A 20,335-nucleotide genomic window follows, 5' to 3' on the forward strand; every position below is an offset into this window, starting at 1 on the left:
CAGCTCCCACTGATTGTACGTACACGGTTTCAGGGTCTATTTCACTCCCCTCCCGGGGTTCTTTTCGCCTTTCCCTCACGGTACTGGTTCACTATCGGTCAATCAGGAGTATTTAGCCTTGGAGGATGGTCCCCCCTTCTTCAGACAGGATATCACGTGTCCCGCCCTACTCTATAAGCTTCCACATATCGCACCTTCGTGTACGGGACTTTCACCCTCTATCGTGCGACTTTCCAGACGCTTCCACTAATACTATATGCTACCCGCTTGGGCTCCTCCCCTTTCGCTCGCCGCTACTTAGGGAATCTCGGTTGATTTCTTTTCCTCGGGGTACTTAGATGTTTCAGTTCTCCCGGTTCGCCTCATCTGACTATGTATTCATCAGATGATAGTGTAGTCACCTACACTGGGTTTCCCCATTCGGACATCGACGGCTATAGCGCCTTTTATCAGCTCACCGTCGCTTTTCGCAGATTAACACGTCCTTCTTCGCCTCTGATTGCCTAGGCATCCACCGTGTACGCTTAATTTCTTAACCTTACAACTCACAGTTGTCTCGGTTTTAATTACGCTTTTTTTCTCTCTCTTACGTTATCCACTTTATTTATTCGTCATTAATTAAAATTTATCGCTAACTTTTAATCATACGATTCTATAAAAGCTTTACATAAGAACGAGAACTCGTTTCTTTCAGCTTGTTCCTAATTGTTAAAGAGCTTTATCTTTCTATTTACTTAACTATAACTCTCAAGCAAATACAAACATAATTTTTTATATATCTAATGAAAGAGATATCTTTAATGGTGGAGCTAAGCGGGATCGAACCGCTGGCCTCCTGCGTGCAAGGCAGGCGCTCTCCCAGCTGAGCTATAGCCCCAATAATTCACTTCATCTGTGTACTTCCCAACTCGCTTAACGCAGACCGCTTCGTGCTAATTTATGCCTTCACTTCATCAACGTAAGCCAAAATCAGCAAAGTTAAGTAGAATTGGTGGGTCTGAGTGGACTTGAACCACCGACCTCACCCTTATCAGGGGTGCGCTCTAACCACCTGAGCTACAGACCCAATAAAGTGACTCTTTCTTCTAAACAAACAATCTGTGTGAACACTTACGAGCTCTTCGTAAGGAGGTGATCCAACCGCAGGTTCCCCTACGGTTACCTTGTTACGACTTCACCCCAGTCATGAACCACACCGTGGTAAACGCCCTCCCTAAGGTTAAGCTATCTACTTCTGGTGCAACCCACTCCCATGGTGTGACGGGCGGTGTGTACAAGGCCCGGGAACGTATTCACCGTAGCATTCTGATCTACGATTACTAGCGATTCCGACTTCATGGAGTCGAGTTGCAGACTCCAATCCGGACTTAGACGTACTTTATGAGGTCCGCTTACCCTCGCGAGCTCGCTTCTCTTTGTATACGCCATTGTAGCACGTGTGTAGCCCTGGTCGTAAGGGCCATGATGACTTGACGTCGTCCCCACCTTCCTCCGCTTTATCAACGGCAGTCTCCTTTGAGTTCCCGGCCTAACCGATGGCAACAAAGGATAAGGGTTGCGCTCGTTGCGGGACTTAACCCAACATTTCACAACACGAGCTGACGACAGCCATGCAGCACCTGTCTCACAGTTCCCGAAGGCACTCTCGTATCTCTACAAGATTCTGTGGATGTCAAGACCAGGTAAGGTTCTTCGCGTTGCATCGAATTAAACCACATGCTCCACCGCTTGTGCGGGCCCCCGTCAATTCATTTGAGTTTTAACCTTGCGGCCGTACTCCCCAGGCGGTCGATTTATCGCGTTAGCTTCGGAGCCCATCGCTCTAGGCAACAAACTCCAAATCGACATCGTTTACAGCGTGGACTACCAGGGTATCTAATCCTGTTTGCTCCCCACGCTTTCGCATCTCAGCGTCAGTATCTGTCCAGAAGGCCGCCTTCGCCACCGGTATTCCTCCACATCTCTACGCATTTCACCGCTACACGTGGAATTCTACCTTCCTCTACAATACTCCAGATAACCAGTTTTAAGTGCAATTCCTAGGTTGAGCCCAGGGCTTTCACACCTAACTTAATTATCCGCCTACATGCCCTTTACGCCCAGTCATTCCGATTAACGCTCGCACCCTCCGTATTACCGCGGCTGCTGGCACGGAGTTAGCCGGTGCTTCTTCTGTAATTAACGTCAATTAGTGCACCTATTAGATACACTACCTTCCTCATCACCGAAAGTACTTTACAACCCGAAGGCCTTCTTCATACACGCGGCATGGCTGCATCAGGGTTCCCCCCATTGTGCAATATTCCCCACTGCTGCCTCCCGTAGGAGTCTGGACCGTGTCTCAGTTCCAGTGTGGCTGGTCATCCTCTCAGACCAGCTAGAGATCGTCGCCTAGGTGAGCCATTACCTCACCTACTAGCTAATCCCATATGGGTTCATCAAATGGCGCATGGCCCGAAAGTCCCATGCTTTGGTCTCTCAACTTTATACGGTATTAGCAGTCGTTTCCAACTGTTGTCCCCTTCCATTCGGCAGATCCCCATACATTACTCACCCGTCCGCCACTCGTCATCAAGTGCAAGCACTCATGTTACCGTTCGACTTGCATGTGTTAAGCCTGCCGCCAGCGTTCAATCTGAGCCATGATCAAACTCTTCAATTTAAAGTTTGACGCTCAATAACTGTCTCTGACATATTCAAATGAATCTTCAGTGTCACTTATCAAGACTTAATTTTTAAGTCCGTAGACTTTTCATTCTTCGTCTCGCAAGTGCCCACACAGATTGTCTGTTTCTTCTTTTTAAAGAGCTGACAGCTTCAATTCCCAAACAACTTTTTGTTGATTTAGTTTGCTGTCTCAAGGGTTGCGTATGTTACTCACTTCACTTGCATACGTCAACCCCTATTTTATAAATTTTTCTTTTTTTGAATTAAGCGATTGCTTTTTAGACAATAAAATTCATTATAGGGTTATTTTTAGTTGTTTTACTACATTAATGGCTTTAGTAATCGCATCGTTAATCGTTAAAGCCTTCGCTAGCGCAACCCCCATTCTGCGAGTACCTTTCACTTCTGGTTTACCAAATAAACGTAAATCAGTTTGCGGTTCACTTAATGCTTTATCAAGATTAGTAAAAGTGACTTGTTTTGAATCACCTTCTATTAATAAAACAGCTGATGCACATGCCCCATATTGTTCTATAATAGGAATAGGCAGCCCTAATATTGCCCTAGCATGTAGTGCAAACTCAGACAAATTTTGTGAAATTAATGTCACCATGCCTGTATCATGTGGACGAGGTGATACCTCACTAAACCATACTTGATCACCTTTAACAAACAATTCAACACCAAATAACCCTCGCCCACCTAATGCATCTGTTATTTTAGTTGAAATATCTTTTGCCTGTTTTAAGGCCTTATCAGACATCTGCTGAGGTTGCCAAGATTCTCGATAATCACCTTTTTCTTGACGATGTCCTATCGGTTCACAATATGACACACCCTTAATATGTCTAACAGTGAGTAGGGTAATTTCGTAATCAAAATCAATAAAGCCTTCGATGATAACTTTTCCACCGCCAGCTCTACCACCTTCTTGTGCATATTTCCATGATAATTCAATATCTGCTTCGCTTCTTAATAACGATTGTCCTTTACCAGAAGAGCTCATAACAGGTTTGACTAAACAAGGAAGACCAATTTCTTTGACTGCTTTTCTAAATTCTGTTGCATTTGTAGCAAATCGATAAGGTGACGTTGGTAATTTTAATTCCTCCGCTGCAAGTCGACGAATCCCCTCACGATTCATCGTAAGTTGAGTTGCTTTTGCTGTTGGAATAACTGTAAAACCTTCATCTTCCAGCTCAATTAGTGTAGATGTTGCAATAGCTTCAATTTCAGGGACAATATAATCTGGATTTTCTACTTCTATGACTTTTCTTAAAGCATCTCCATCAAGCATATTAACGATATGGTGCCGATGAGCAACTTGCATCGCTGGCCCATTTGCATAACGATCAACGACAATAACCTCACAACCAAATCGTTGTAACTCAATGACAACTTCTTTTGCAAGCTCACCCGCCCCACAAAGTAAAACTTTAGTTGAACTGGGTGATAATGGGGTCCCCAATTTAGCCATAAATTCCTCTTACCCAATTAACTTTTTTAGAAAAAAATATCATAAAAACAAAAAATCGGGACATTTATCCCGATTTGATTGACGCTAAATTAGTTTTGGTACGGATCGCGTAAAATCATTGTTTCACTTCGATCAGGTCCTGTTGAAATAATATCAATTGGCGTTTCGGTTAACTCTTCAATCCGTTTAATATAAGCTTTAGCTGCTTGTGGAAGAGCATTATAACTTTTAACACCAAAGGTTGACTCATTCCATCCAGGCATTGATTCATAAACAGGTTTGACTAAGCTCCATTCTTCAGCAGCGGCTGGAGCATTTTTGATGACCTCACCATTTGGTAATTGATAACCAACACAGAGCCTCACTTCTTTAAGTCCATCTAGCACATCGAGTTTAGTTAAACAAAATCCAGAAATAGAATTAAGTTGTACTGCCTTGCGAACAGCAACCACATCAAGCCATCCAGTACGACGACGACGACCAGTTGTTGCGCCAAATTCATTACCTTGCTTACATAGGTATTCACCAGTCTCATCAAATAACTCTGTAGGAAATGGGCCAGCACCAACTCGTGTAGAGTAAGCTTTGACAATACCTAGTACATAACCAACATAACGCGGACCAAAACCAGAACCTGTTGCGACACCGCCAGCAGTAGTATTAGAAGAAGTAACAAAAGGATAAGTCCCATGGTCAATATCAAGTAATGTACCTTGCGCCCCTTCAAACATAATTCTCTCACCTTTTTTGCGTGCTTCTTCTAAAAGAGCAGGAATATCGGCAATCATAGCAACTAAAATATCAGCTATCGCTAATGTATCATCGAGAACTTTTTGATAGTCTACAGCTTCTGCTTTGTAATAATTAACTAATTGGAAATTGTGATATTCCATTACTTCTTTTAATTTTTCGGCAAAAGTTTGGCGATCACATAAATCACCAACTCGAAGCCCACGACGTGCCACTTTATCTTCATAAGCAGGACCAATACCACGCCCTGTTGTTCCAATAGCTTTACTGCCACGCGCTTTTTCTCGCGCTTGGTCTAATGCAATATGGTAGGGTAAAATTAAAGGGCATGATTCTGAAATAAGGAGTCTTTCTTTAACAGGAATGCCACTTTTTTCTAACTCATTCATTTCTTTTATTAAAGCATCAGGACATAACACAACACCATTGGCAATAATACTTATCACATCATTGCGTAAGATTCCTGATGGAATTAAATGTAATACGGTTTTTTCACCATTAATCACTAATGTATGACCAGCGTTATGTCCACCTTGATAACGAACAACATATTTTGCTTTTTCTGTGAGTAAATCAACAACTTTACCTTTGCCTTCATCACCCCATTGTGTACCTAGTACAACAATATTATTACTCATAGACTATTTACTCATTCAGTTATTTATTAGATTTTAATTTCATATATTTAAAAAATTCACTATCAGGACTAATGACCATAACATCATTACCTGTAAAGCTTTGTTCATAAGCTTTTAAACTACGAATAAAGCTAAAAAATTCTCTATCTTTACCAAAAGCATCAGCATAAAGCTTGGCTACATTCGCATCACCTTCACCACGAATAGATCGAGATTGACGTTCAGCTTCGGATAATATCTTTGTTACTTCTAGTGTAGTATCTGCTCGTATTTCATCGGCTTTCTTAACACCTTCAAAACGTTGATTTTGTGCAACAACTTTTCGAGCTGCTTTCATTTGCTCATAAATTGAATTGGAGATTTCCTGAGGAAAATTAACTTTCTTTATACGAACATCAATAACTTCAACACCAAAAGATCTCATACTTGTCTTATTACTTTCAGATTCTTTTTCAGCCGAACCAATAAAATTTTCGTTTGATTCACTTCTAACCAACTCTTGAACAGTGCCATTTAATGCATCTTTTACTCGTGTCATTATAGAATTACGAGAGTTATTATTTGTGTCATTAATAATATCAATGATATTCAATTTCCCAATTTCAGCTCTTAGACGTCCATTTAATCGAGCAAGCAACAAGTTCTCAATGTTATTACCACCAGCAATTGTTTCATAATATCGATTAAAATCAACAATCTTCCATTGTACAAAATAATCAACAACTAAATCTTTATTTTCACGTGTTATGAACTTTTGCTCCCGACCTATATTATCAGAACTATTTGTTGTTTGGATTTTAGCATCAACAATTTTTACATTATCCATTCCTGGAATTTTAAAATGTAATCCAGGCCCAGATAATCTAATAATTTTATTGAATCGTAAAACTATACCACAAGTCCCTTCTTCAATAACATAAACACTAGAAAAAAGCACACCAATTAAAATTAATGTTATAGGAATCAATAATTTTCGCATAATCATCTCCTTATCTTCCCATAAACCGCGGAGTCCGCGTGGTGTTGCTGGTTTTATTTATACTATTTGTGTTATTGTTAACCTCTTTTGGCAATTCCTGCGTTGTTTGAAACTGCTCTTTTATAATTTCAGATGAGTTTGGCATATTAGAATTATATTCACTATTTGGGTTTTCTAAAGTCATGGGTTCTGAATTTTTTTCATTTTTATTTTTTAATAATTGTTCTAATGGCAATACCATTAAATTCCCATTTTTATCATTAACTATAATTTTGTTGGTTTTGGTTAACACTCTTTCCATAGTTTCAATATACAAGCGTTCTTTAGTAATTTCTGGTGCTGCTTTATATTGTGGTAAGATTTTTTCAAAACGAGCCACATCACCTTCCGCTTCAAGTTCCACTCTAATTTTATAAGCATTTGCATCAGCTAAAATTCTTGCAGAGCGACCTTCTGCCTGTTGTACTTGTTGAACTTTTTCAGCAGCAGCTTTATTTATTTCACGTTTTTTGTCTTCTCGAGCATTCATTGCATCATTAAAGGCTTCTTGTACAGCCTCAGGCGGACGAGCTGATTGGAAATTAAGATCCACTATACTAATTCCCATATCGTAATTATTGATGACATTAACTAGCTCATCTTTTGTACGAGTTTCTAATGCTGAACGCCCATTAGTTAAAATATCATCCATACTTGAGCTACCTACTTCAGTACGCAAAGCACTATCAGCAGCTTGTTGTAAACTATCTTTAACATTAGTAACATTAAATAAATATTTTACAGGATCGCTAACACGATATTGTACATTCATTTCAACAAAGACTAAATCTTCACCGGTTGTTATCATAAAGCCATTCACATTAAAATTGTGTGTACCTTGTGTATCAACTTTATATACTTTATCAATTAACGGTGGATTCCAATTTAATCCAGGTTGAATAATTTCTGCCTGAACTTGACCAAATCGGGTAATTACACCTCGTTGGCTTTGGCTAATAGTATAAAAACCACTCCCCGCCCAAACTAGCACGAATAAAGCGATTATAGATATAATAATTTTAGCCGTATTCATCGGCAACTTAATTCCTGACGATCCCTTATTATTACCAAAATTGCTTTTTTTTAATAAATCTTTAATTTTACCCAATAAATCATTAGATGAATGATTAGTTGGTTTTTTGTTATGATTTCCCCATGGGTCGTTATCTTGTCCGTTATTGCCGGGCTGATTCCACGCCATATTTTATATGCTCCATTTAACAATTAGTTGTTATTTTGCTTATTGATTAAGTATAACAGATCTGGCTCTTGTTTACAGAGGCGATTCCATTCAATAGAGGGAATTCTCACATTTAGATGAAAACTACCATCCTCATTAATAAATTCATTTTCTACCGCATTTAACTGATATAAACGACTTCTTAGTCTTGCTAAATAGGCAGGTAAACTCAAATGGCAAACTTGAATTTGCTTAGCTAACCTTTCTTTTAAAGCAATAAATAATTGATCCAATCCTAAACCTTTTTGTGCTGAAATCCAAACTCGAATTGGTATGCCGTTTTCGTCCCGATCAATACTTGGCTGTTTCCCCTCAATTAAATCAATTTTATTCATAACGAGCAATGTTGGAATTTCATCTGCATCAATTTCAAGCAACACTTCATTAACGGCATGCATATTATCCAATATATTTGGATCGGCTGCATCAATAACATGTAATAATAAATTGGCTTCTTGCGTTTCAAGTAGTGTCGCTTTAAAAGCGGCAATTAAATCGTGGGGTAAATGACGAATAAATCCGACTGTATCAGCTAAAACAACTTCACCAACATCATCGACAATGATCCGCCGTAATGTTGGATCGAGTGTAGCAAATAACTGATTAGCAGCATATACATTTGCATTTGTTAATGCATTAAATAATGTTGATTTACCCGCATTAGTGTAGCCAACTAAAGAAACTGTTGATAGATCGGCTTTATTTCTTGATTGACGATTTTGATTTCGCTGTTTTTCAACTTTAGCAAGTCTTGATAAAATTAACTGAATACGATGACGAATCAATCGTCTATCTGTTTCTAATTGTGTTTCACCGGGCCCTCGTAAGCCAATTCCGCCTTTTTGCCTTTCTAAATGCGTCCAACCTCGAACTAATCGAGTCGAAAGATGTTGTAACTGTGCTAATTCAACTTGTAATTTACCTTCATGTGTTCTAGCCCGTTGAGCAAAAATATCAAGAATCAATCCTGTTCTATCAACAACCCGACATTTACACAACTGTTCTAGATTACGTTCTTGGGAGGGTGTTAAAGTATGATTTACTAAAATAACAGAAGCATCAAGCTGTTTAACTTTTTCAGCTATTTCTTGTGCTTTACCTTCACCAATAAAATATTTGCTTTGAGGTACTTTCCTTGAGGTTGTTACAATATCGAGAATATCTATTTGAGCTGAAGAAACTAAAACTTCAAACTCTTTAAGATCCTCGATATCGCTTTCTTGCGGGAAGAATACATGAACTAATAAGGCAGTTTCACCGCCTTTATATCGATCGAACAATCAAATTCTCCACTGAAATATCAGCTTTCAGCTTCCTCTTCAGGTTGAGTTACTAGTCCAGAAATAGGCCTAGATGGTACAACTGTTGAGATAGCGTGTTTATATACCATTTGACTTACAGTATTTTTTAGTAAAATTACAAACTGATCAAATGATTCAATTTGTCCTTGTAGCTTAATACCATTAACTAAATAGATTGATACAGGAATATGCTCTCGACGAAGCAAATTTAAATAAGGATCTTGTAATGACTGCCCTTTTGACATGAGTTTATCCTTTAAAAATAATTATATGAATATAAAATTAATGTATTTTTTACATACGATTTCAGATACATCTTTAGTATCTACCAAAATAACATAAAAAGCACTTCTCTTGAACTAATCAACAACAATTTATGCACAAATAACTAATTTTTTAATAATTTTAAACTAAAAAGATAAAAAAAAGACTAAATCTTGACAATAATGCGCATAATTTTATCAACAATACTATACAATAGTATACTATTAATCCTCTTTCTAAAAATTATAGATTAGAACATTTTTTGAAAAATTGAATCCATATTATCATTATTTAACCATGTAATAGGTTGCTTCCAACCACGCAGCCACGTGATTTGTCGTTTGGCTAATTGACGAGTAGCACAGATACCTTTAAAAACCATTTCATCATAACTTATATCGCCATTTAAATATTCCCACATTTGGCGATAGCCTACACAGCGAATAGAAGGCAAATTTAAATGCAAATCAGATCGCTGCATAAGCGTTTTAACTTCATTTTCAAATCCTTCATCTAACATCTTTAAAAAACGTTGTTCAATACGCTCATGTAATTGCGACCGATCTTGCGGCATAATAGCAAACTGCATAATATCATAGGGTAATGCTTCGCCGCTTTCTTGTGTAAGTTCAGTAAGACTTTTTCCTGAGATTAAATAGACTTCTAAAGCACGATTAAGACGCTGTGGATCGTTAGGATGAATTCTTTTAGCCGAAACGGGATCAACTTTTTTTAGTTCATCGTGAATCGCTTGCCAACCTAATTTATTGGCTTTTTCTTCTATTTGCTCACGAATTTCACTATTGGCCGCTGGAAGTGGTGAAAGCCCTTCAATTAAAGCTTTAAAATAGAGCATTGTTCCACCAACTAACAATGGAACTCGACCTTTTTTTAGTGATTTTTCAATTTCTACAATTGCATCACGCCTAAAATTAGCTGCAGAATAACTCTCTGCGGGATCACAAATATCAATCAATTTATGTGGATAATATTGTTGCTCTTTTTTAGTTGGCTTTGCGGTACCGATATCCATACCGCGATAAATCAGAGCGGAATCGACACTAATAATATCAATAGGATAACGTTCGTAAAGTGCCATAGCAAATGCCGTTTTACCAGATGCTGTTGGTCCCATTAACGAAATAATTTTTGGTTTATTCATGATAAAATGGATTGAGTTAAAGATTGTATATCAATCGGATATAAAAATGATTCTTGTTGTAATAGATTAATATCCACCTCTTCTAATTGAGCAAGCAACGGAATGACTTTAGCCACACTCCAGATCATAGTGCGATTATCATCATACTGATTAGCTAACCAAGCCGCTATTTGTGTAGGATCTAACACTTCATTTTTTGAATCTGATATAAAAGCAATTAAAGCAGGTAATAATTGCTGCCAATTCATAGTGCGCAACATTTTAGGAACATTTTGCAAATACAATTTTGCTTTATCAATATAAAAATCAAAGCCTAAAAAATTCAACTGAGGTTGATAACTGGAAAGCACTTGCTGCTCTTGATGATTGATTAAAATGGTTAATGGAATAAGCAATTTTTCAGAATCTTGTGATAATAATTTAATTGCAGTCACTTTTTGCTTAGCAATAGGTAATTTCATCAACATTAATTTTTGCTGAGTATCTTCATACTTTTCAAGCAATGCGATGTCGGGTTGAATAATAGTTAACACTCGACCAAATTGCACTATTGATGAGCTATCAAGTTGCTTTTGTAATGTTTGCAAAGGTATATTACGTTTAGGAAATAATGCTTCAATAACCGCTTTTTGTGGTTCAGTTATTTCATTTTTCTCTACAGATAAACCTGATTTTTTTAGCTCAGATTGTATAATTTCTTGAGATGGGGGAACAACATTGACTAATTGACCATATAATGCATTTTCTTTAGCATAATTACTGTTTTTTTTTGATAATTGACTATTCGTTTGATAAGACTTAGTGGATATTTTTTGATTAAAGATATTCTCACCAGCTGCTTGTCGATTGGGCGTTATTGTTGCTATTTCTTCTGTTACAGGTAAATTCGATTCAAGTGCCATTACTATAGCTTGATAAACAAAATCATGAACCAATCTTGCTTCATGAAAACGGACTTCATGCTTAGCAGGGTGAACATTGACATCAACTTGTTTTGGATCGATGTGTAAAAACACCACATAACTTTGTTGTTCATTCGTACGGCTTATATAGGCCTGACGCAATGCATGATTAAGTAATTTATCTTTGATGACTCGCCCATTAACATAAAAATACTGCAAATCACTACTTTCACTACTAGTGACCCAACCTTGAATGAGTAAATCATCATGTTGCCAATCTAATTTGACAGCTTTTTGCATAAATGCACGCCCGCACACCAATTCGACTCTTTTTTCAAGGGTGGATGAACGATACTGCTTAACCAATTTACCATTATGTTGCAAATTAAAGGTAACATCAGGTCGTGCAAGTGCAATACGCCGAACAAACTCTTCAATATGCATAAACTCAGTTTTTTCTGTTTTTAAAAAACGACGTCTTGCCGGTGTATTATAAAACAGATCAAGGACTTCGACAGTCGATCCCACAGGATGAGCTGCAGGTTTAATCATCGGCTTCATATCCCGTCCTTCAGCATAAACTTGCCATGCTTCGGATTGTTCAGCAGTACGTGAAGTTAATGTCAATCTAGCAACCGAACTTATACTCGCTAGCGCCTCACCACGAAACCCAAGGCTCACAATTGAATCTAAATCATCTAATGTACTGATTTTACTTGTCGCATGACGAGCAAGCGCCAGCGCTAATTCAGCTTTAGCAATACCACAACCATTATCACGAATACGAATTAACTTACAGCCGCCTTGTTCAAGATCAATATCAATTTGGTTACTACCCGCATCAAGGCTATTTTCAACTAACTCTTTGATGACAGATGCGGGGCGTTCTACCACCTCACCAGCAGCAATTTGATTGGCTAATTGGGGAGAAAGAATATGAATTGCCATTAATGTTGTTCCCCAAATTTTGGATTTTGTTTAACGTAATTTTTTATACCTTGATAAATAGCTTTTGCAATCTTATTTTGATGGGCATTACTGCCTAACAATTTTTCTTCTCCTTCGTTAGAGATAAAACCCACTTCAACTAAAATTGACGGGATATCTGGTGAACGTAATACACCTAAACTTGCATGCTCTGGAACAGATTTATGCAGCTTGATTATTCCTTCCATTTCTTTTAATACATGTTTTGCTAGCTTATAACCCACTTGTTGAGAATAAGAAAACTGTAGATCTAATACCGCTTGGCTTAAATGAGGATTATGATCATCACTAAGAGCATCACCTGCCCCACCGAGTAATTGTGACTGTTTTTCTTCTTGTTCAAGCCAACGACCAAGTTCCGTATCAGCACGCTTAGTTGATAACACCCATATCGACGCACCTGTTGCACTCCTATTTGGTGCAGCATCAGCATGAATTGAAACTAATAAATTGGCTTTATTTTTACGAGCAATTTCGGAGCGCTGCGAAACCGAGATAAAATTATCACTGCTACGGGTTAATACTCCTTTAAAATTGGGATCTTTATTTAGCAAACTGGTAAGTTTTTTTGCGATTGAAAGCGTCACTGTTTTTTCATATAACTTATTTTTTCCTATTGCACCGGAATCTTTACCTCCATGACCAGCATCAACGGCAATCATAACTCTAGCTGCATAAGTAGAGCTACAAAGCAGTAATAATATAAAAAAAGTGAGTAGTTTTTTCATTGTCTTTTTATTGTTTATTTCTATTGTGATAAATTAATAATCGCTTGGCCTTTTTCGTTTTTTGCTTGCACGCAAACTGTACGCTCATGCGCCAAATAAGCCAAATGAATTTCAAGATCAGCACTCGGCAAGATACCATTTGTTTGTTCTGGCCACTCAATTAAACAAATCGAGCGCAAAGCAAAATATTCACGTATTCCCATAAACTCCAGCTCTTCAGGGCTACAAAGCCGGTAAAAATCAAAATGATAAACAGAAAAACTATCAAACTGGTAGGGTTCTACTAACGTATAAGTAGGGCTTTTTACGTTACCAATGTGACCTAATTGTTGCAAAAAACCACGACTAAAAGTTGTTTTACCAGCACCAAGATCACCAATTAAATAGATAACAATTGTATCATCATGCTTAGACAAATAGTTTAAACACTGTTTGGCAATTTTACTACCAAACAAAATCGTTTCTTGCTCATTAGTTAAAATAATCGGTTTCATGATGAATTCTTTGCTCAATAAATAGTCCTTATTATATACTAATAACCATTAAAGATGTACCAAGCAAAATAACCTTAATTTTTAAAAAAAATTCAGGAAAAACTACGTTTCAGTATAAAAAGTGAAAAAAATAATGTTACATACTATATCGACAGCAAATCAATCAACCATAGATCTACAATTAATATCAGCTCAAGATACCGTATTATTCTGGCAAAATGGCGTTATTCTGGCTATACAAAATAATCCACTATTCAATGACATCATCAACAAAACCAAACATTGTTATATCATCGACAACGATATTGAGGCTCGCGGACTTAGCAAGATAATTGATTCAAGACTTAAAATTATTAATATGCAACAAGTCGTTGAACTTACAGCTAACCATTTTCCACAAATGAACTGGGAATGACTTCAGATCATGATGCTCATCATTGCCACCTGATGTGTTGCCTAAAAAGAACCTAGCTTTTATTAAAAAATGCTACGGTGAGGACTTTCAGCCGAGTAACATCAGATTATGGCACAAGAAAGCGAAAATAAAGAACAAAAATAACAAATAAAATCCTGAAAAAGGCGCATAACAAAACAGATCTTTAAACTCAGGTTAAGGTACCGACTAGTTAAACCCTACCATAATTAAAATAAACACTTTAATCCCAAAACCAAGCCTGAGTATTCAATTTTCCTTACCATAAATCCATCAAAAGTACATCATAAGTGACAATAGTACAGACAATGATTTCACGGGAAAGAGACCTTCGGTTAACGCTTATTTGGTTAATCTAGTTATATGATAGATAGTTAAAGTTGTGAATCCAAATATTGCATTAAATGTATATAATAATCCATTAATATCATTTAGCAAGACTGAACCTATATTATGCTTTTCTACTTACCTGCCCGAATAAAATTTTGACAAGAAGTAAACACATCTACAGCAGTGCCTAACCTTCTCGAGATTACATTTATGCGTCCGGCGGTTATCGATTTTGACTCTAATTTTGTTAAAATGCGTGATAGAATAACCATTTGTAAATTAAAACTTTTTAATTAAATATATTTATTTTCTGAAACTTCTTTACAAAAAAGTCATCTTTTTAAAATGAATTTCACTGCCAATTGGCAGTGAATAGACATTACGCATAAATAGAATTCAATTGCCAACTTTCCAATTTTGTCACTTTCGCTTTTCCATTTTCAGCAAAGAGGTTGATGACTCGCTCGGCGGGTAATTGTGGGTAAATACGGCTCGTAAGGCTATACAAATCATTATTAACAAAAACCTCGACAGATGAGGCATCAATAAAAATATGCAAAGTTAGCTTATCTGTTTTTGGTAGCGGTACGCTACGATAACCGCTTAATTCAAGACCGGATAAACTGCGATCAAGTATAATTCGATCGGATTGTAAATCAACATATAGTAACGTTGCTTGTTTACCATCTCCAGTGGCTGCAAGTTGCAAACCAAAACGTTCAGCATCGCTTTTATTTAAATCAAATTCAACATTAAGTTCGCAACTAATAGATTGAATATTGGTGTGTTTAAGTTCATTACTCAGCATTATTTCACCAAATGATTCCGTTTTTTCGCGCAATGCTTCAAGTTCTTTAATCGGGCGGTTTCGGACACTATTATCTTGATCTAAAGTGAGTTCACGTGGCAGCGTAAATGCACCAGCCCATTTATCGTTTTTGCTTGGCATCGCTGACTCCCACATATCCATCCAAGCAAACACAATGCGACGCCCATCAGCAGCAAGAAATGATTGCGGTGCATAAAAATCATGCCCAAAATCCATCTCTTGAAAAGGTTTAATAATTGTAAATTGTTGCCCTGGCTGCCAGTTACCTACAATATAGCCCGATTGAAATCGATTGCGGTACTGGTAGCCAGTTGCTTTCATACCTTGTGGAGAAAACATCAAAATCCATTTATCACCCAGTGGAAAAAAGTCTGGACATTCAAGCATATAAACATCAGGATCGATATCACTTACCACGACATGATCAAATATCCAATTTTTTAAGTCATCTGAACAATAAAGTAAAACTTGCCCCACATCATTTGGCGTTCGTTGACCAACCACCATCCACCATTTGCCATCTTGTTGCCACACTTTAGGATCGCGAAAGTGCATAATGCCATTTTTTGGCGCAAGTACTGTGCCTTGCTTTTCAAAATGAATGCCATCTTTGCTACTCGCCAAACATTGGACTTGCCGAATCTGCTCATCATTACCTTGACCTGCTAACCAAAGATGACCTGTATAAATTAAGCATAATTCACCATGGTTATCGACCGCTGAGCCAGAAAAACAACCGCTTTTATCAAATTCTTGATCAGGAGCAATCGCAATTGGCAATCTACGCCATGTAACCAAATCATCACTAACAGCATGCCCCCAATGCATTGGCCCCCAATTTTCATCGTAAGGATGATGCTGATAAAAAGCATGATATTGACCGTTAAAGTAAATCAAACCATTAGGATCATTCATCCAACCTGCTGAGGGAGCTAAATGAAAATGTGGGTAGTATTGTTTATTCATCACTTTTTCTAACGCTTTAACAGCTTGATTGGCTTTATCAATAGCAGTAGACATAAAAACCCCTTTTTTATCCAATATTAGATACCTTTATCTAATGGTATCTTAATTTAACTGTTAACGTTAACTGTTAATGAAATTAGAGATAAAATATGTGATGATAGTCACACATTTTTAACGTTAACAATGAATTTTTTGCCAAATGATTTAGTCTATGACAAACTTTTAAAATATAACCATCATTAATTCAATAATAAATTAAACATCAAAGACTTTATTAAAAGGCAAGAAGATGACGTATTTCACAAAATTAAAATAATCTGCCTCTACGCTAGATTAGATTACCTTAGTCACTAACTATAATCGAGTTAAAAAATGAATAATACTAAAGTTTGGTCCCTTGGGGATGCCGTTATTGATTTGTTACCATTTGGTGATATGAATTATAAAGCTTGTGCAGGTGGCGCGCCGGCCAATGTGGCGATTGGTATTGCTAAATTGGGGCTACCTTCTGCTTTTATTGGCCGTGTTGGTAATGATCCTTTTGGTCATTTTATGGAAAAAACGTTCCGTGACTATCATGTTGATTGTCAAAGCCTTGAAAAAGATGATCACTATAAAACAAGTACTGTTGTTGTTGATTTAGGTCAAAATGGGGAACGGAGTTTTACTTTTTTAGTTTCGCCATCAGCCGACCAATTTTTGTCTGAGCAAGCGATACCTGATTTTAACCAAGATATTTTACATTTTTGCTCTTTGGCGCTAGTCGGCCATACTTGTCGACAAACGCTTAAAACCGCTATTAAAAACCTTACCGCAAAAAATGGCTTGATCAGCTTTGATATTAACTTGCGCGAGCAGATGTGGGAAAATAAAGATGAAATGCGCACAACGATTACTCAATTTTGTCATGATGCCGATATCCTTAAGCTATCAGATGAAGAATTATTTTGGCTCACGCAATGCAATGACTGGCATGAAGCATTAAGTAAACTACAACAACACTATGAGGCACCATTAAAGTTAATTACTAAAGGTAAAGATGGCAGCATTGTATTATGGCAAGGCAAAATATTTTCTTTTGACTCATACCATGTAAATAGTATTGATACTACTGGTGCAGGCGATGCCTTTGTGGCAGGACTACTTAGCAGTATTGCCTCATCGGGAATGCCTGAAGATAAACTCATGTTAGAAAGCATGATGACGATAGCTAGTGCGTGCGGCGCCTTAGCAACCACTCAAAAAGGTGCGTTAACGGCATTACCCGATAGCACATTTTTACAAGCTTTTATTAGCGATAATCCAACATTAACAGCTAAACAACTCGCTTAGCCACAAAAGCATGAATAGGGCAGCAAAGCTGAACACAATATTTTCAAAATGTCATTGTGACTGACTGCCCTTACTACCTATTTATTCCATTGATTATAAAAATTAAATAGCATTTAACACAGACCACATTGTGATCTAGCCCATTGATCTATCATAAAAACATCGTCAATAGTCGATGGTTCAGGGAAAGCCAATTGATCTAATACTTTTGCTACATTTTTGGCAATATCCATAAAACCAATTTTATGTTGTAAAAATGCTTCTACCGCAATTTCATTCGCTGCGTTAAGCGCCGTTGTGGCAGCTTGCCCTTGATTGGACGCTTCTATTGCCAATTTTAAACAAGGATAACGATTAAAATCAGGCTGTGTAAACGTTAAAGCCGAAATTTGACAAAAATCCAAAGGTGGTACACTTGATGGAGCCCGATCGGGGTAAGACATAGCATAAGCAATCGGTGTGCACATATCAGGCACACCCAGTTCTGCCACCACACTACCATCTTGATAACGTACCATGGAGTGAATAATCGATTGCGGATGAATAATAATTTCCATTTCGTCAGCACTTGCATTAAATAACCAACGAGCTTCGATATACTCAAGTCCTTTATTCATCATGGTTGCCGAATCCACAGAAATCTTTTTACCCATCGACCAGTTAGGATGTGCAACTGCTTGCGCAGGCGTAACCGATGCAAGCTTATTTAATTCCCAATCGCGAAACGGCCCACCAGAACCCGTTAAAACTATTTTAGTAATACCCTGTTCAGCCAAATTAGCAAAACCTAAATTATGCTGCACCGCTATTGGTAAACTTTGAAAAATCGCGTTATGTTCACTATCCACCGGCAACAGTTCAGCGCCATACTCTTTAACCGCTTGCATAAACAGATGCCCACAGGTCACAAGAGATTCTTTATTGGCAAGCAAAATACGTTTACCTTTTTTAATTGCCGCAAGGGTTGGTTTTAGCCCAGCAGCACCCACAATAGCGGCCATCACTTGATCGACTTCGGGCAACTGCGCTAAATCACAAATGGCTTGTTCACCGCTTAACACTTCAATATCCAATTTTAGATTGACAAGATTTGCTCTTAGCTCCTTAGCCGCTTGCGCTGTTGCCATGGCAACGTATTTAGGCTTAAACATCAAACATTGCTCAGTCATTTTGGCAACATTATTACCACCCACTAAGGCATACGCCTTAAACAGATGTGGATTTTGAGCAATAACGGTTAGCGTACTGCAACCAATTGAACCTGTCGACCCTAAAATTGTGATATTTTTCATATTAATACATTAAATCTATATTATGGTTAGCTAAAAAATTAATAAATTCCTTGGTTGGCACTTTATCTGTAATAATTTGATTAAACAGCGTTAACTCACCAATAAAAGCCGGTTTAACTTGATTAAATTTAGTATGATCGGCAATCAAAATATTCTGACCTGATTTTTTTATAGCCTGCAATTTCATATCAAGTTCATCAAAATGATAACAAGTTGCACCTTGTTCAATATCGATCCCCGCGGCCGAAATAAACGCTTTATTTGGGCAAATCGAATTGAATTCACTATGCTGTCCAATAGTGCTAAAAATCGCATTATTAGCCTGATAATGACCACCACATAAAATTGTCTTACAATTAGATTTATTTTGTAATGCTAAAAATGCGTTTAATGAATAACAGATAGCAGTAAAAGTTATTTCATCATCAATAGCATCAATGATAAAAGGGATTGTGGTACCGCAATCAAAAAAGATGGTATCGTTTGCAAAAACAAGTTTGCTTGCTAATTTAGCAATATGTAACTTTTCGTTAACTTGTTTATCTTGTTGGTCTGATAAAAAATATTGCGTTGTTTGATAACGAGTTTCACTAACAATATAACCCCCTAAAACAGTTAATGATGTAGGAATGTTATTTAAATCTCGGCGAATGGTCATTTCGGAAACCGCTAACAACTTAGCGGCTTCTTTTAAATGAATCTTATCTGTTTTTTTTAAAAGTTGAATAAGATCATTCACTCTTTTTTGTGATTGTGTTTCCATGCTGATCCCATAAATCAACAGTAACAAGCTACATAAGTAGCTTATTAATTGATATCATTGATTAATAATCACTGGTCGAAATTGCATCACCAGAAACAATCGCAATACCAGCACTAGCCCCTAAACGCGAAGCCCCCGCTTGAACCATTTTTTCAGCCGTTTGACGATCACGAATACCACCCGATGCCTTAACACCCATCTCATTGCCAACGGTATCACGCATCAACTTAACATCCTCAACCGTTGCGCCAGATACACTAAACCCTGTTGAGGTTTTAACAAAAGCAACGCCGATTTGCTTACAGATTTCACAGACTTTAACAATTTCGTCTTTAGATAATAAGCAAGTTTCTAAAATCACTTTTAATGGCACAGCGCCACAAGCATTAAAGACCGCCTCAATATCTTGTTTAACCGCATCGAAATCATTGCTTTTTAACCAACCTACATTGATAACCATATCGATTTCTTGCGCGCCAGCTTTAACCGCCATTTCAGTTTCAAAGGCTTTAGCGCTAGTCAGCATGGCACCAAGTGGAAAGCCAACCACCGCACACACTTTTACATCGCTACCTTTTAGTAAACTAGCCACTAAAGGCACATAGCCTGAATTTACACAAACTGAATAAAAATGATATTGTTTAGCTTCTTCACAAAGTTTGGTTATTTGGTCTTTTGTTGCGTTCATTGCAAGTAAAGTATGATCGATATACTTTGCATAATTCATAGTGATGTCCTTAAAATTTTTAGTTTTGATGTCTA

15 protein-coding genes, 2 tRNA genes, 2 rRNA genes and 1 pseudogene are annotated in these 20,335 nt (G+C 37.4%); 2 read left to right on the forward strand and 18 right to left on the reverse strand.

The annotated features are described in order from the left end of the window. From A9G22_RS11570 to tsaE, 14 genes and pseudogenes are all read right to left on the reverse strand, one after another. Positions 1-538 (reverse strand): 23S ribosomal RNA (locus A9G22_RS11570); the annotation flags it as partial. A gap of 263 nt (positions 539-801) precedes the next feature. After that, positions 802-877 (reverse strand) — tRNA-Ala (locus tag A9G22_RS07580). A gap of 112 nt (positions 878-989) precedes the next feature. After that, a tRNA-Ile gene (locus A9G22_RS07585) sits at positions 990-1,066 on the reverse strand. Between the two features lie 58 nt (positions 1,067-1,124). Further along, a 16S ribosomal RNA gene (locus tag A9G22_RS07590) occupies positions 1,125-2,662 on the reverse strand. A 300-nt stretch (positions 2,663-2,962) separates the two neighbouring features. After that, the gene (purT, locus tag A9G22_RS07595; RefSeq protein WP_075508634.1) at positions 2,963-4,144 is read right to left on the reverse strand and encodes a formate-dependent phosphoribosylglycinamide formyltransferase; all 1,182 of its coding nucleotides are present in this window, start codon (positions 4,142-4,144) and stop codon (positions 2,963-2,965) included. A gap of 89 nt (positions 4,145-4,233) precedes the next feature. Then, entirely contained in the window at positions 4,234-5,532 is a 1,299-nt protein-coding gene (locus tag A9G22_RS07600) for an adenylosuccinate synthase (RefSeq protein WP_065587068.1), read from the reverse strand. A gap of 19 nt (positions 5,533-5,551) precedes the next feature. Continuing rightward, entirely contained in the window at positions 5,552-6,511 is a 960-nt protein-coding gene (gene hflC / locus A9G22_RS07605; protein WP_065587069.1) for a protease modulator HflC, read from the reverse strand. 10 nt (positions 6,512-6,521) lie between these two features. Further along, on the reverse strand, positions 6,522-7,751 hold the full coding sequence (gene hflK, locus A9G22_RS07610; RefSeq protein WP_065587070.1) for an FtsH protease activity modulator HflK: 1,230 nt from the start codon (positions 7,749-7,751) through the stop codon (positions 6,522-6,524). Between the two features lie 23 nt (positions 7,752-7,774). Next, positions 7,775-9,070, reverse strand: a complete 1,296-nt coding sequence (gene hflX / locus A9G22_RS07615; RefSeq protein ID WP_065587071.1) for a ribosome rescue GTPase HflX — start codon at positions 9,068-9,070, stop codon at positions 7,775-7,777. Between the two features lie 20 nt (positions 9,071-9,090). After that, positions 9,091-9,336, reverse strand: coding sequence for an RNA chaperone Hfq (gene hfq / locus A9G22_RS07620; protein WP_065587072.1), 246 nt, complete (start codon positions 9,334-9,336; stop codon positions 9,091-9,093). A 269-nt stretch (positions 9,337-9,605) separates the two neighbouring features. After that, on the reverse strand, positions 9,606-10,517 hold the full coding sequence (gene miaA / locus A9G22_RS07625) for a tRNA (adenosine(37)-N6)-dimethylallyltransferase MiaA (RefSeq protein WP_065587073.1): 912 nt from the start codon (positions 10,515-10,517) through the stop codon (positions 9,606-9,608). Further along, positions 10,514-12,367: a DNA mismatch repair endonuclease MutL gene (gene mutL / locus A9G22_RS07630; protein WP_065587074.1), complete on the reverse strand. Its 1,854-nt coding sequence runs from the start codon at positions 12,365-12,367 to the stop codon at positions 10,514-10,516. The genes miaA and mutL overlap by 4 nt, the downstream gene beginning before the upstream one ends. Positions 12,368-12,387: 20 nt before the next feature. Then, positions 12,388-13,092 (reverse strand): annotated as a pseudogene (locus tag A9G22_RS07635) (N-acetylmuramoyl-L-alanine amidase); the annotation flags it as partial. A 62-nt stretch (positions 13,093-13,154) separates the two neighbouring features. After that, positions 13,155-13,628: a tRNA (adenosine(37)-N6)-threonylcarbamoyltransferase complex ATPase subunit type 1 TsaE gene (gene tsaE, locus A9G22_RS07640; RefSeq protein WP_065587076.1), complete on the reverse strand. Its 474-nt coding sequence runs from the start codon at positions 13,626-13,628 to the stop codon at positions 13,155-13,157. Positions 13,629-13,761: 133 nt separating this feature from the next. Between tsaE and tusB the strand changes: the two genes are divergently transcribed. Beyond that, positions 13,762-14,043, forward strand: a complete 282-nt coding sequence (gene tusB / locus A9G22_RS07645; RefSeq protein ID WP_065587077.1) for a sulfurtransferase complex subunit TusB — start codon at positions 13,762-13,764, stop codon at positions 14,041-14,043. A gap of 727 nt (positions 14,044-14,770) precedes the next feature. On the opposite strand, the gene A9G22_RS07650 is transcribed toward tusB, so the two are convergent. Continuing rightward, positions 14,771-16,240 carry a glycoside hydrolase family 32 protein gene (locus tag A9G22_RS07650; RefSeq protein ID WP_065587078.1) on the reverse strand — a complete coding sequence of 490 codons (1,470 nt, stop codon included), beginning with the start codon at positions 16,238-16,240 and terminating at the stop codon, positions 14,771-14,773. A 318-nt stretch (positions 16,241-16,558) separates the two neighbouring features. Here A9G22_RS07650 and A9G22_RS07655 point away from each other — a divergent pair, with 318 nt between their 5' ends. Then, a complete protein-coding gene (locus tag A9G22_RS07655) occupies positions 16,559-17,518 on the forward strand; it encodes an aminoimidazole riboside kinase (protein WP_075508635.1) in 960 nt (319 codons plus the stop codon). 113 nt (positions 17,519-17,631) lie between these two features. On the opposite strand, the gene ispC is transcribed toward A9G22_RS07655, so the two are convergent. The 3 genes from ispC to deoC all read right to left on the reverse strand — a co-directional run bounded on the left by ispC (position 17,632) and on the right by deoC (position 20,300). Beyond that, entirely contained in the window at positions 17,632-18,810 is a 1,179-nt protein-coding gene (ispC, locus tag A9G22_RS07660) for a 1-deoxy-D-xylulose-5-phosphate reductoisomerase (RefSeq protein WP_075508636.1), read from the reverse strand. A 1-nt stretch (position 18,811) separates the two neighbouring features. Then, positions 18,812-19,573: a DNA-binding transcriptional repressor DeoR gene (deoR, locus tag A9G22_RS07665; protein ID WP_065587081.1), complete on the reverse strand. Its 762-nt coding sequence runs from the start codon at positions 19,571-19,573 to the stop codon at positions 18,812-18,814. A 61-nt stretch (positions 19,574-19,634) separates the two neighbouring features. Then, positions 19,635-20,300: a deoxyribose-phosphate aldolase gene (gene deoC / locus A9G22_RS07670; RefSeq protein ID WP_176700249.1), complete on the reverse strand. Its 666-nt coding sequence runs from the start codon at positions 20,298-20,300 to the stop codon at positions 19,635-19,637. Positions 20,301-20,335 lie beyond the last annotated feature (35 nt).

Origin of the sequence: Gilliamella sp. App2-1, from assembly GCF_001690255.1 — a bacterium.
GTDB lineage: Bacteria > Pseudomonadota > Gammaproteobacteria > Enterobacterales > Orbaceae > Gilliamella > Gilliamella apicola_G.